The 13,009-nt window shown below is 41.5% G+C and carries 12 protein-coding genes and 2 tRNA genes; 11 read left to right on the forward strand and 3 right to left on the reverse strand.

Annotated elements, in window-relative coordinates; translation table 11 throughout:
* Positions 1-206 precede the first annotated feature (206 nt).
* From B0X70_RS02930 to B0X70_RS02955, 6 genes are all read left to right on the forward strand, one after another.
* Positions 207-1,745 (forward strand): esterase family protein, encoded by a 1,539-nt coding sequence (locus tag B0X70_RS02930; RefSeq protein WP_246593420.1) that lies wholly within the window; start codon positions 207-209, stop codon positions 1,743-1,745.
* A 103-nt stretch (positions 1,746-1,848) separates the two neighbouring features.
* A complete protein-coding gene (gene phoA, locus B0X70_RS02935; RefSeq protein WP_036811719.1) occupies positions 1,849-3,291 on the forward strand; it encodes an alkaline phosphatase in 1,443 nt (480 codons plus the stop codon).
* 1,210 nt (positions 3,292-4,501) lie between these two features.
* Complete coding sequence (locus tag B0X70_RS02940; RefSeq protein ID WP_110087555.1) at positions 4,502-5,467, forward strand: hypothetical protein; 966 nt, start codon at positions 4,502-4,504, stop codon at positions 5,465-5,467.
* Positions 5,464-5,859: a DUF1240 domain-containing protein gene (locus tag B0X70_RS02945; protein ID WP_036811720.1), complete on the forward strand. Its 396-nt coding sequence runs from the start codon at positions 5,464-5,466 to the stop codon at positions 5,857-5,859. Before B0X70_RS02940 ends, B0X70_RS02945 begins: the two co-directional genes overlap by 4 nt.
* A 124-nt stretch (positions 5,860-5,983) precedes the next feature.
* Entirely contained in the window at positions 5,984-6,211 is a 228-nt protein-coding gene (locus B0X70_RS02950) for a phage major capsid protein (RefSeq protein WP_036811723.1), read from the forward strand.
* A gap of 380 nt (positions 6,212-6,591) precedes the next feature.
* Positions 6,592-6,858 (forward strand): DUF1435 family protein, encoded by a 267-nt coding sequence (locus B0X70_RS02955; RefSeq protein WP_036811729.1) that lies wholly within the window; start codon positions 6,592-6,594, stop codon positions 6,856-6,858.
* Positions 6,859-6,920: 62 nt separating this feature from the next.
* On the opposite strand, the gene B0X70_RS02960 is transcribed toward B0X70_RS02955, so the two are convergent.
* The 3 genes from B0X70_RS02960 to rsmC form a co-directional block, all read right to left on the reverse strand.
* Positions 6,921-7,007 (reverse strand) — tRNA-Leu (locus B0X70_RS02960).
* A 53-nt stretch (positions 7,008-7,060) separates the two neighbouring features.
* Positions 7,061-7,146 (reverse strand) — tRNA-Leu (locus tag B0X70_RS02965).
* 175 nt (positions 7,147-7,321) lie between these two features.
* Positions 7,322-8,338 (reverse strand): 16S rRNA (guanine(1207)-N(2))-methyltransferase RsmC, encoded by a 1,017-nt coding sequence (rsmC, locus tag B0X70_RS02970; RefSeq protein ID WP_036811732.1) that lies wholly within the window; start codon positions 8,336-8,338, stop codon positions 7,322-7,324.
* Between the two features lie 128 nt (positions 8,339-8,466).
* Between rsmC and B0X70_RS02975 the strand changes: the two genes are divergently transcribed.
* From B0X70_RS02975 to B0X70_RS02995, 5 genes are all read left to right on the forward strand, one after another.
* Positions 8,467-8,880, forward strand: a complete 414-nt coding sequence (locus B0X70_RS02975) for a DNA polymerase III subunit psi (RefSeq protein ID WP_105397577.1) — start codon at positions 8,467-8,469, stop codon at positions 8,878-8,880.
* Positions 8,849-9,295, forward strand: coding sequence for a ribosomal protein S18-alanine N-acetyltransferase (gene rimI / locus B0X70_RS02980; protein ID WP_217470848.1), 447 nt, complete (start codon positions 8,849-8,851; stop codon positions 9,293-9,295). The genes B0X70_RS02975 and rimI overlap by 32 nt, the downstream gene beginning before the upstream one ends.
* A 156-nt stretch (positions 9,296-9,451) precedes the next feature.
* Entirely contained in the window at positions 9,452-11,041 is a 1,590-nt protein-coding gene (prfC, locus tag B0X70_RS02985; RefSeq protein ID WP_217470849.1) for a peptide chain release factor 3, read from the forward strand.
* Between the two features lie 315 nt (positions 11,042-11,356).
* Positions 11,357-11,734, forward strand: coding sequence for a BON domain-containing protein (locus B0X70_RS02990; RefSeq protein WP_036811743.1), 378 nt, complete (start codon positions 11,357-11,359; stop codon positions 11,732-11,734).
* Positions 11,735-11,945: 211 nt separating this feature from the next.
* Positions 11,946-13,007 (forward strand): patatin-like phospholipase family protein, encoded by a 1,062-nt coding sequence (locus B0X70_RS02995; RefSeq protein WP_217470850.1) that lies wholly within the window; start codon positions 11,946-11,948, stop codon positions 13,005-13,007.
* Positions 13,008-13,009 lie beyond the last annotated feature (2 nt).

Raw genomic sequence — 13,009 nt, forward strand, 5'->3', positions numbered from 1 at the left:
TGTATCCATCCATAAATTATTTCGTCTTGTTAAAGAATTATTTTAATGAAAGTTAACACACAATTTATGCTATTAATAATAGTAATTGTTCTTATTCTTAAATAAGAACTTAGTGCATGATTTGCCGTGTCAAAAAAATTGAATATCAGTAATCAACCATCTAAAAAGAGAAAAAAATGAAAATAAACATAATGATATGTGCTCTTATGGCTTCTTTTAATGTCTTTGCTTCTCAGTGTCACCAAATAAAATTTCAGCAAGATCAGCAAGCAATAACCGGGAGTTTTAATTCTCAGGGGAGATCGTGTATTGAATTTAAAATTCAGGCTGAACATTATGTAAAGGGATCGGCATTGGGTATGCAAAAATTGGTGGTGCAGAAGGGTAATCAACAACATATTCGCACGCTTTTCACTGATAGTCCGGTGGATGCTCGTCAGTCAATTGGCTTTACTGTTCCTCAGGCAGGAAAATATCGGTTGGCAGCTAAGGGTAAGGCGGGAGAGCCGTGGCAGCTTACGTTGTCATTTCCACCTTATATTCCCAAGGATAATGATTATGGACAGCTACCAGAGAGCCAGCGTCTGAAACAACTCCAGGCTGATATCGCACAAGGAAAAGGCACCCATGCCTTCTGGCGGGAAATAACCCGCAAGGGTGCGCCGTTGATTGAAGATTATGATGATAAGCATAAGCGAGTCACTTTCCTGTGGCGTGGAGCAAAAGCGAATGTCTTTATTTTTGGTGCGCCGAGTGGTGATCATGATCCAATGTCACATTTGGCGGGTACTGATGTTTGGTTTCGTAGCTATATCGTTCCGTCAGATACCTTGATGCAATATAAATTGGCGCCGGATTTGCCGCGGGTTGAAGGCACGGCTGACGAACAGCGTAGGTCGATTTTGGTAACGGCGCAGGCCGATCCATTAAATAAAAATGTGGTGCCGACTTTATCAGAAGATGTGTTTAATCATGATTCATTGCTGGCATTAAGGCCAACCTTATGTGATATCGCACAATTCAAACAATCGCCTTTTCAGGGAGCGACTAAACTTCATCAGCTTGCGAGTAAGATTCTGGGTAATAGTCGAGAAATTGCGATTTATCAACCGGTTACTCCGATGAAACAGCCTGCTATGTTGGTGCTGTTTGATGGGAAGATTTACCGTAAGCAGTACTATATTGATAGATTTTTCGATTCCCTGATTGAACAGGGCAAGATCCCACCTATGTATGTGGTGTTTATTGATAGCCTAGATAGTGTACGTCGGGGTCAGGAACTGCCGCCCAATCCTAATTTTGCTGAATTTATGGCGAGTGAATTGATGCCGTGGCTGGCCGGTCAGGGTATTAAAGCTCCGGCAGAACGTACCATTATTTCAGGTTCCAGCTATGGTGGATTGGCATCTTCATGGGTAGCGTTTAATCATCCTGAGTTGTTTGGCAATGTTCTCAGTATGTCTGGGTCATATTGGTGGGCGCCGCAGGGAGAAAAGCCTGAATGGTTGATCCGTGAATTTGCCAAAGCGGAGAGAAAACCACTGCGTTTCTATTTACAAGCGGGATTGTTTGAAACCCGTGTGGGGGAATTGGAGGGCATTTTATATAATAACCGTCGCCTGAAAGAGACGTTATTACAGAAAGGTTATCCAGTTGAATCCAGTGAAGTTTCTAGTGGTCATAACTATATTTCGTGGTGTGAAACCTTGTACCACGGAACCCGGTCGTTGGTAGCGAAATGGTGAATTAATTTATTTTCTTCACATAATTGTCACATAGCTTATTTAGTATCCCTTTATCAGATAACGATGATTTTTATTCCGATTACGTTTTAATAAGGAAACCTTAATGTCGAACAAGTATACGAAAAGTTTGGTTGCGGTTATGGTCTCAGCTTTAATTTCAGGTGTCAGCTTACCGGTGTTGGCGGCTGGTGATCAGAATGTCGATCAAATTATGGCGGAAGGTCGGGCAGTAAAAGGTAATATTACGGAATTTGGTGGTGCTCGCCGTATGACTCAAAACCAGACTGAGGCATTAAAAGCAGCGATAAATAACCATAAAGCTAAGAACGTTATTCTGTTTATTGGTGATGGTATGGGGGATTCTGAGATCACTATTGCCCGTAACTATGCCGAAGGCGCGGGTGGATTTTTCAAAGGGATTGATGCTTTGCCATTTACCGGCCAATACACTCACTATTCTCTGGATAAAAAGAGTCGTAAACCCAACTATGCGACTGATTCAGCCGCTTCTGCTACAGCTTGGGCTTCTGGTGTAAAAACCTATAATGGCGCGTTGGGTATCGATGTATTTGGTAAAGATCATCAAACTCTGCTTGAGCTGGCAAAAGCGAATGGTAAAGCAACGGGTAACGTAACGACGGCTAGGATACAGGATGCAACGCCGGCAGCGCTTTATGCGCATGTCACTCACCGTGATTGCTATGGCCCGCAGGAGACAATAGAAAAATGCCCAACGAATGCGCTAGAAAATGGCGGGCGGGGTTCCATTACAGAGCAATTATTAGTGGCTCGTGCTGATGTCACATTAGGTGGAGGCGCCAAATTTTTCGCCCAGAAATCGGTTGCCGGCGCTGGCAAGGATAAAACGCTGGAACAGCAGGCACAGGAACAGGGTTATCAGTTGGTTAGGGATGCTAAGTCATTGGCGTCCGTTGCTAGAGCGAATCAGAAAAAACCGCTGTTGGGCTTGTTCCATGAAGACAATATGGACATTTCTTGGGAAGGACCTAAAGCCGTTTATCACGGTAATATTGATAATCCCCCAGTGACGTGTAAAGTCAACTCGAAACGGAATCCTGATGCGCCGACGTTGGCACAGATGACGGAGAAAGCCATTGATCTGTTAAAAGAGAATAAGAAAGGTTTCTTCTTACAAGTGGAGAGCGCTTCTATTGATAAGCAGGATCACAAAGCTAATCCTTGTGGGCAGATTGGTGAAACTGTCGCATTGGATGAAGCGGTACAAGTTGGCTTGAAATATGCGCGTAAACACGGTGATACATTAGTGATTGTCACCGCTGATCATGCTCACTCCAGCCAGATTATTGAAGCGCATATAAAATCTCCGGGGTTGACTCAGGCACTAATCACTAAAGATGGTGGGGTGATGGCGGTAAATTACGGTACTTCCGAGGGTAAGGAACAGGAACATACTGGCACTCAACTCCGAGTGGCCGCTTATGGCCCTCAGGCAACCAATGTTGTGGGTCTGACTGACCAGACAGATCTATTCTTCACGATACGTGATGCGATGCAGTTAAAGTAATTCGGTCAGATGATGTTTTGAGTAGTTGAGGAATAAAGAGTTAGGCCGGATATTATCCGGCCTTGATTTTTTTCTTTTTAATATATATTTTTCTCTCATTCTACCAGTGGAAAAATACGACTGCGAACTCAACAACGTTATTTAGAGATATAGTCTAGATTTGATGAATAAAGTAGTGATATGGAAAAAGCCATTAAAATCAGCGATGCAATTTTAAAGAAATAATTAGGTTGTATATAGCTACTTTGCATGTGTGCAAAATGTAAAGCCTTGCCTAATAGTGCCCATAAGCAGGAAACTGGATATAGAGTTAAAAGTAAAATTACCATTGAGGGTAAGTATATAGTTGGTAATTCGAAAGCATAAGAGGGAATAATATAAGAAGCCAGTACGAATGCTTTTGGGCTAAGTAATGTTGTTATAAATATGTCTTTGAGAGTTATTTCATCTGAGCAATCAGTGGTTAATGAGGATTTCCAAATTTTTATTGATAAAAAGGCAATGTAAATTGCAGATAAAATTTTTAGCAAAACATTAATCCAAGGGAAATATGAATAAATAAATGTTAATGTGAAACCTAAGATACTAACGGAAATTAAATATCCTAACATTACAATAATTATTGTTTTTTGTAATTTTTTCCAGTTTATCTTCAATCCAAAAGATAATAGGGAGAGCGTAAAAAAGTGTGGGGCATTTATGTAGCAAAGCAGCTAAAGAAGCCACTTTAACGTATAAGTATTCATGGGCCGATAATGGGTAATAGTTCGGTTGAGTTGCCCACTTTACCGCTAAATAACTCAAGTGCCCCAGACTTTTTTATGCTCTCCTACAGTCAATGAATATCATATTAATTGCGGCAAACCCAGATGTAGCAAGGCGTTCAGTGAATTATGCAGAGGGTGCACAGCGAAGGAGGCGAAAAAGATTTTTAGGGGGTATTTCTGGCAGGCAAATAAAAGCCGGATGAGTCTGGGATAATAAATTTAGTGCATAATTTTTTTATTATGGTAAGACTGAAATTAAAATTAAGTAATTGTCTGATTTTGCTTAAGAATAGAGATTCATCACAAATTTAAAGGTGGATCTTTTCCATGCTGGAATGGGTAAGCATTGTTGTTATATCCTGCTTAATTGATGCTACGTCGGAAATCTTGACACAAGTCAATCAATTATTAATTTGATATTGAGTGCTACGGAGAATTGAGGAATGACACATAAGAAATATAATCCCACTTGGGATGGTTATATGGGCGATTTTTTAAGGGGCAATGTAGGGATTAATCAGCTAAAACCCCAGCATGAATTTTTTGATGCCATTGGGTTAGAAAAAGTATTGAATGATAATACCCAATATCACTTTGTTCTTACATTAGCGCAAGCCAAAAGCATTATTGAGGATATCAGTCCCTCCCATCCACAAACCCCAAGTCATGGAGAAGCATTTGCAAGAGGTACGGAAGCAGAAAATCTAAGTTACGGAGACGAATTTGCAAGAGGCACGGAAGTAGATAACAAGAAAAAAAATCCTATGGCGTATGTATTTTCTGTCACAGATCCTATTTCCACCTATGCGGGAAATATTTATGATTCACATGGGTTTTCTGATGTTTGCCGGGAATTTAAGAGGTTAAGTATTACTGCAAAAACCTATGTGGGAGAAAATGGGAAAAAATATATTCATCTGTCAGGTCATGCTGGTCTTAGGCGTCTTGTCAGGGGAACACGATACGGTGCTAGCCACCCTCAAATGTTAGCCATGGGGATAGGACAGCAGGGTCTTAATGCTAGTATTATCAAAGGTGTTAGATTCTGTATTGTCTTTTCGATTGGCTATAGATTGATAGAAAGTATTTTTAAGGATGAATATACTTTAGCCGATTTTATCGGCAACATAACAATGGATATGGCTAAAACTGCTATTATTGCTGCTTCCTCTTGGATTGTAGGATCACTTTTAACTGCCACTGCTTTGGTAGGTGGAAGTATTATTGTTGTTGCGGGAATAGTTTTAGCTGTTGGAATTCTAGCGGCTATCGGTTTAGATCTTGTTGATAAGCAATATGGAATAAGCGAAAAATTAATAGCACTTTTGAAAGAAGAAATGAAGAGAAAGCCAAGAACACCGGAAGCAGACTTACAATATTTTTTTAATACGATGGGAAGAATTAGGTGAATAGCAAATATTTAAAAGCCTTGGGTGGAGTAATATTGTTATTATTCCTTACATTTCTGATGTGCTTCATTATTAAATCTGCTGTTTCATTAGTATTAATGAAAGATGAAATAACATTCTCCAGCGCAGTTATTATAAGTATTCTATCTTTCCCTATAATATTTTACTCTTTATCAGGTTCTATTTTTTTCTTTATATTTGATAGATTACCTAAATACAACAAGATACTTGTTAAGTACCTGAGTAGATTGATGATTGCATCATTTGTCATTAGCTTACCTATCTCTTTTTATGTTGATTATAAGTTAAAAAATGATGGTTATTTGACATGTGATAAAATATCGTGGATGTCACCAACAACCTACGTAAAAAATTTATTACTTTGTAAATGAAAAATTTTGTAAATATTTTGTCTTCATGTTTCCCCTTGTTTAGCCTCTAAATCACAGAGGCTTTTTTATTATTTTTCACGGTGTTAAATAGTGTTTTAAAGAAAATAACTATTCCAAAAACACCATGAAAAAACTACTCGAATTACACCAACATAAAACCGATTTAACCCAACAAATGCGCTCGTTGCTTACCAAAGTCGAAGACGAAAAGCGCTCACTGACTGCCGAGGAAGCCAAACAGTTCGACGAATTGCGCAGCCAATCCGATACGCTCAATACAGAAATTGCCCGCTATGAAGCCTTATTTGATGAAGAACGCAGTCAGGCGGGTAAAAACCCAGCCGACCAGTAAAAAACTCAGCAATGACGAACTAGGAGAGCATAAAAAGTCTGGGGCACTTGAGTTATTTAGCGGTAAAGTGGGCAACTCAACCGGACTATTACCCATTATCGGCCCATGAATACTTATACGTTAAAGTGGCTTCTTTAGCTGCTTTGCTACATAAATGCCCCACACTTTTTTACGCTCTCCTATTAAGTGCTTGAGTTAGTGCTTTGTAATATTTTCGAACCACGATTTTTCAACTCTGTAGTATGTTGAATCGGAATAGTTTGAACTGGTGTCATAGGATATTGATTTGATCTGCCAGATTAGCAACTGCAACTGGCTTGTACTTCACACTTTTTTGTATATGATATTGGTAATCATTATCATTTGACTGGGTGCAAGTTATGATCAGAATTAAAGACAGAGAGAGATCGCTTTTCTGGCAGGGTATCACCAGCTTGTGGGGAATCGGTTTATCTAGCCTGGCTGGCATGCTATTCGTCATCGTCAATCCTGGAATTGAGCAGTTCAAAATTGGAATGGTATTAGCGATGTTGCTGACGCTATTTATGTTGTTAAACCAGAAGTCACGCCATTTTTTGTTGATACCATCAGGGTTTGCTGTGTTGTGTGCTTTATTGGCTGGAATGCACCGATTTGGCTGTTTTTGACGTTTTATTGAAGAAAGAATGGATGAGAAGCGCGATTATAGAAATAAAGAAAATGAACAGATTGGTGCGAAAGGAGGGACTTGAACCCTCACGTCCGTAAGGACACTAACACCTGAAGCTAGCGCGTCTACCAATTCCGCCACCCTCGCAGGTACTGTCATTTTATTTTTTTATGCCAAATTTAATCAGCGGTTGTCTGATTTGGTGCGAAGGGGGGACTTGAACCCCCACGTCCGTAAGGACACTAACACCTGAAGCTAGCGCGTCTACCAATTCCGCCACCCTCGCAAATTCAGACACTATCAATCTGTTGATTGATAGCATGGAGGCGCATTTTAGAGGTTTTGTAGTCGGCGTCAATCATTATTTATAAGCGTTGCATGGTTGCCGTAAAAATCGTCACCCTTCTATTATGTTGTTATCAAAAATAACCTGCCCTTAAATCAAGGACAGGTTAAGTCAATTAGAATTTTTTTGTTGCCTGATAAACCTTGAATTTCCCGGTCTGGGCAATGACTTCATGACTGCCAAAAGTTTTATCCAGTAAATCGGGATAAGGCAGGAAGGCATTGGCGACAATCCGCAATTTTCCTCCGGGTTTGAGGTGGTTGGGAGCTTGGCGGATCAGATCATCGGCTGCCAGTAAACTGGTTTTTAATCCATCATGGAAAGGAGGATTAGAGATAATCCAGTCGAATTTACCTTCAATATTGGAATAAACGTTACTGACAACAACGTGGCCTTCCAGTTTATTAGCTTTTAAGGTCGCTTTACTGGAGGCAATGGCTGCTGCATTAACATCACTGAGAGTAAGTGCTAACTCAGGATTTTTCTTACCCAATACGGCTGCCAGAACACCCGCACCACAGGCGATATCCAGTAAATTGCCAGAGAGAGGTTTGTCAAAGGTAGAAAGCAATAAGCGGCTGCCGACATCCAGCTCATCCTGGCTAAATACACCCGGCAACGTATTCACTATGACATTTTCCACCTGATAACTGTTCCACCAGTTATCCTGTTCGAACTGTACTTCATGTTCTAACTGGCCGTAGAACAGGCTGCAACGACGGGCGCTGTCGATTTTTCGAAACGTTGCCATGCCTTCCATCAGTTTGTCTACACTACGTACTCCGCTACGGTTCTCTCCGACAATAAAAATATTGATACCTTTTGGCAAAATAGAGAACAGGCTGCGTAATTGAAAGCGAGCTTCCTGCTTACTTTTAGGCCAGTAGTAGATCAGGGTGTCACAACCCTGGGTAAATGCTTTTTCGGCTACCAGTCCAAACCAGGCATGATCACCTAGAGTGCGGATCAGTGATTGCCAGTGATGATATTGGTTAGTGTGCACTCGCACACTGGCAGCATCAATTTGGGTTGCCAGTGTGTCCTGAATATCACCGGCGAAGAGCAGGTGATGAGAGCTAAGTTGCTCACTGTGACGCAAAATAACTTCACTGGCGGGGGTTAACGCAGACATTTGTCTATAAGCTCCTTTATGTTCTGTGTCCAAATATCAGGAAATAATAAATCTAATACCCAATATTGGCGCAGATCGTGGCCTCTGATAACATGTTGCCGATTATTTTTTACAGCAGGTGGATAGATATGGTAACCCGGCGCGATAGGTTATTAGCTCAACTGGGAATTACCCAATGGACCTTACGTAACCCGACGGTTTTACAAGGTGAATTAGCTGTTCACTTACCTGATACCACCCGTCTGCTGATTATTACCAATGACCACATTGATTTAACTAATTCATTATTAATAGATATTTTCACCGCTATGGGGTTGGATAAATCTTCTGTTTACTGCATTACAGCAAATAATGTTGCAATGTTAGCGGAACAGGTTAAGTGCCCATATTGGTTGTTAGGTGTGGATATTACACTATCATGGCCGGGAATTTCTTTGAGAAGCCCGGCATTAAATGATTTATATTGTGATGGACAGGCAAAACGTTCTCTCTGGCAACAGATTTCTCAACATGAACAACATTTCTCTATTAACTCCCGCTGATCTCCCGTCCGCTTTTCTGGTTGAGAAAGCCAGTCACGCGTTCCCGTGGAGTGAGAAAACATTTTTCAGTAATCAGGGTGAGCGGTATTTGAATTATAAAATAGCGATTAATGAACAACTTATTGGCTTTGCGATAACCCAAGTGATATTGGATGAAGCAACCCTGTTTAATATCGCTATTCATCCTGACTACCAAGGTCAGGGTTATGGTAAAGGATTATTAGCGTATTTAATATCAATTCTGCCGGGTAAAGGGGTGAATACCTTATGGCTTGAAGTCAGGCAATCGAATCATTCCGCTATTGGATTGTATGAACAATCAGGGTTTAACCAAGTCTCTGTGCGTAAGCGTTACTATCCTACCGCGACAGGTAAAGAAGATGCCATCATCATGGCGTTGCCGCTGTTTGCCTGATAAGTGCTATAAAATTGATTGATTGTTTATAACACCAATTTCAGCGAAAATGAGCGCCAATTTTTCATTCACCCACGGGTTTGGCAACTGTTTTCCTTGCGGGGAAGCGTCTGATGTTGAATACAAGCCCGTATATAAAGCAGAAGATTGTTATTGATGTCAAATTCCCCTTTTCAGCAGGAAGTCGCTAAACGGCGAACTTTTGCTATCATTTCTCACCCTGACGCAGGGAAAACGACGATTACTGAAAAAGTGTTGCTGTTTGGACAGGCGATTCAGAAAGCCGGTACAGTGAAAGGTCGTGGCTCAAACCAGCATGCGAAATCTGACTGGATGGAAATGGAGAAACAGCGTGGTATTTCCATTACCACTTCTGTGATGCAGTTTCCTTATCAAGATTGTCTGGTTAACCTGTTGGATACGCCAGGGCATGAAGATTTCTCCGAAGATACTTATCGCACATTGACGGCGGTTGACTGTTGCTTGATGGTCATTGATGCCGCTAAAGGGGTTGAAGATCGGACACGTAAATTGATGGAAGTGACCCGTCTGCGCGATACCCCGATTCTAACATTCATGAACAAGCTTGACCGCGATATCCGTGATCCAATGGAACTGATGGATGAAGTGGAAAATGAGTTGAATATCGCTTGTTCTCCGATTACCTGGCCGATTGGATGCGGTAAGTCTTTTAAAGGGGTTTATCACCTCTATCTTGATGAAACTTACCTGTATCAGACCGGAAAGGGGCACACGATTCAGGAAGTCCGCGCAATTAAGGGGCTGAATAATCCTGAACTGGATGCCGCTATTGGTGAAGATCTGGCTGAACAATTGCGTCAGGAACTGGAACTGGTGCAGGGGGCTTCCCATGAGTTTGATCATGAGGCATTTTTGCAAGGTGAACTGACACCGGTATTTTTTGGTACTGCGCTAGGTAACTTCGGTGTTAATCACATGCTGGATGGTTTGGTGAAATGGGCGCCTGCGCCGATGCCGCGTCAGACAGATGTCCGCGCAGTCTCCGCTCAGGAAGATAAATTTACCGGGTTTATCTTTAAGATCCAGGCCAATATGGACCCTAAACACCGTGACCGCGTGGCTTTCTTGCGTGTCGTGTCGGGTAAATATGAAAAAGGCATGAAACTGCATCAGGTAAGAATTAAGAAAGATGTGGTGATTTCTGATGCGCTGACATTTATGGCGGGTGATCGTTCTCATGTGGATCATGCCTACCCGGGAGATATTATCGGTTTACATAACCACGGGACTATTCAGATTGGTGATACCTTTACACAAGGGGAAGATCTGAAATTTACCGGTATTCCTAACTTTGCTCCAGAATTGTTCCGTCGTATTCGCTTGCGTGATCCTCTGAAACAGAAACAGCTCTTGAAAGGATTGGTTCAATTATCCGAGGAAGGCGCTGTACAGGTATTCCGTCCACTGACAAATAACGATTTGATTGTGGGAGCCGTTGGTATTCTCCAGTTTGATGTCGTTGTTGCCCGTTTAAAAAGCGAATACAACGTTGAAGCTTTATATGAACCGGTAAACGTCTCAACGGCGCGTTGGGTTGAGTGTCATGACGCTAAGAAGCTGGAAGAGTTTAAGCGTAAGAATGAGCAAAATCTGGCGCTCGATGGTGGTGACAACCTGACCTATATTGCCCCAACGATGGTTAACCTAAATCTGACGGGTGAACGTTATCCTGACGTCAATTTCCGTAAGACGCGGGAACATTAATATTTTTAAGACTAACAATAAGTTAGCCTTTTTCTTTACAAAAATATATGTAACACAAGAATAATTTATAATTTAGTCGGGTAAGATCGGTCTTATTTTATAGCGCTTTGCTTTATTTTCCTGTTACTATTTCCTCAGTCTTTACTGTGTTGATGTGCTTATTTCCCGATTTAGCCTTTCAGCTATTGGGAGCGATAACCTGTTTTTAATTCTAATGTGGATTGCGATTCTTTGTGTAAAGAAGCATTAGTGTAAAGACGGTTTGAATGGCTTTATAGATTCAGAAATCTAACCGGCAATTAAGGAAGGTATAGGATGAAGAATGTTAAATTGGCTCACTTGTTGATGGCTATTGCCTTGGGGACCACCTTGATTAGCAGTAGTGTATTGGCGGAAGAGTCTTTTAAAAATAAAGCGACACAAGCACTCGACAGTGCTGGTCAGAAAATCGATAGCTCAATGAAAAGCATTGATGGTTATATGGGTGATAGTGCTACCACAGCAAAGATTAAAAGTGAGCTGTTGGCGGCAAAAGGTATCAACAGTAGTGATATCTCTATCAAAACAGAGAAGAGGGTCGTTTATATTTCTGGTTTCGTGAACAGTGAGGAACAATCTAGAAAAATTATAGAGATTATCTCTCAAGTGGAAGGGGTCAAATCTATTCAAAACGGTTTGACCATAAAAAAATAATATATTTTATTAATTGAGTGGTTGTTTTCCATTCAAATGATTTTGCTTTGTAGTAACCAGATTTGTAGTAACTGGATTTGTAGTAACCGGATATGCGCCCTCACCAGGGGACTTTTATCAAAATATTGACTATGTAGCACCATAATATAATGACGGATAATAACTTCCCAAGTTATGCTCTCTATCCGTCATTTATTTTCTTGGGGGCTGTGTGGGGAAACGTATACCGATAACTTTGGGGAATATCGATCTATTATCCTATAAATATAAGTCGCATATTAAAACTGGAAAGGTTGCACTGGTTTGTGAAGGTGGAGGGCAACGCGGCATTTTTACTGCGGGTGTGCTGGATGAATTTATGCGCGTTGAGTTTAACCCGTTTGATCTCCTGCTTGGCACTTCGGCAGGCGCTCAGAACCTTTCAGCTTATATTTGCGGACAGCGTGGATATGCCCGGCGAGCCATCAGTCGTTATACAACTAATCCAGCCTTCTTTAACCCTTTGCGTTTTGTACGTGGTGGTCATTTAGTTGATTTAGATTGGTTTGTGCAGACCGCTTTTCAGGACCTGCCATTGGATATCCCGACAGCTTTGCGCAGATTGGAGGCCGGATGTGAATTTTATACGTGTGCATGTCGTGCGGATAATTTTGAACCTACCTATTTCCAGCCTGATGAGCACAACTGGCTGGAAGTGATTAAGGCATCAAGCGCCATTCCTGGGTTTTATCGCAATGGTGTGACGATCAATGGTGTTGTTTATTATGATGGCGGCATCAGTGACGCGATTCCGGTAGAAGAGGCGTATCGGCGAGGTGCTGATACCATAGTGGTGATCCGCACAGTCCCTTCACAGCTCTATTACACGCCTGATTGGGTGCAACGAATGGAACGTTGGTTGGGAGACAGTGGTCTGCAAAAGATGGTACGGATGCTACAACAACATGCGACAAGCTACCACCGCACCCAGAAATTTATTGAAAATCCACCTGATGATGTACAGATTTTTGAGATCTATCCGCCAGCATCCTTAACGACCAGCGCATTAGGTAGCCGTTTGTCGGCGCTGAATAGGGATTATCACCTTGGACGTCGTTGTGGGCGCTATTTCCTGGAGACAGTTGGTCACTTATTTATTGGTAATAAGTTTAGCCTTGCTAAGGATAACAACGACCGCTTAAGCGATAATATTTTGTGCCAGAACGAAGAAAATAGCCCGTTGGCGTTGCCGACTGACTTAGCTGTATTGTCAGAACAGATTGATAACGGATAGTT

Origin of the sequence: Photorhabdus akhurstii, assembly GCF_019090985.1 — a bacterium.
GTDB classification, from domain to species: Bacteria; Pseudomonadota; Gammaproteobacteria; order Enterobacterales; family Enterobacteriaceae; genus Photorhabdus; species Photorhabdus akhurstii.

What these genes read in the sequence shown, in the direction of transcription:
- B0X70_RS02930 (WP_246593420.1), top strand. Translation starts at nt 207, where the DNA reads ATGGCTTCTTTTAATGTCTTTGCTTCTCAGTGTCACCAAATAAAATTT.
- phoA (WP_036811719.1), top strand. Translation starts at nt 1,849, where the DNA reads ATGTCGAACAAGTATACGAAAAGTTTGGTTGCGGTTATGGTCTCAGCT.
- B0X70_RS02940 (WP_110087555.1), top strand. Translation starts at nt 4,502, where the DNA reads ATGACACATAAGAAATATAATCCCACTTGGGATGGTTATATGGGCGAT.
- B0X70_RS02950 (WP_036811723.1), top strand. Translation starts at nt 5,984, where the DNA reads ATGAAAAAACTACTCGAATTACACCAACATAAAACCGATTTAACCCAA.
- B0X70_RS02955 (WP_036811729.1), top strand. Translation starts at nt 6,592, where the DNA reads ATGATCAGAATTAAAGACAGAGAGAGATCGCTTTTCTGGCAGGGTATC.
- rsmC (WP_036811732.1), bottom strand. Translation starts at nt 8,338, where the DNA reads ATGTCTGCGTTAACCCCCGCCAGTGAAGTTATTTTGCGTCACAGTGAG.
- B0X70_RS02975 (WP_105397577.1), top strand. Translation starts at nt 8,467, where the DNA reads ATGGTAACCCGGCGCGATAGGTTATTAGCTCAACTGGGAATTACCCAA.
- rimI (WP_217470848.1), top strand. Translation starts at nt 8,849, where the DNA reads ATGAACAACATTTCTCTATTAACTCCCGCTGATCTCCCGTCCGCTTTT.
- prfC (WP_217470849.1), top strand. Translation starts at nt 9,452, where the DNA reads ATGTCAAATTCCCCTTTTCAGCAGGAAGTCGCTAAACGGCGAACTTTT.
- B0X70_RS02990 (WP_036811743.1), top strand. Translation starts at nt 11,357, where the DNA reads ATGAAGAATGTTAAATTGGCTCACTTGTTGATGGCTATTGCCTTGGGG.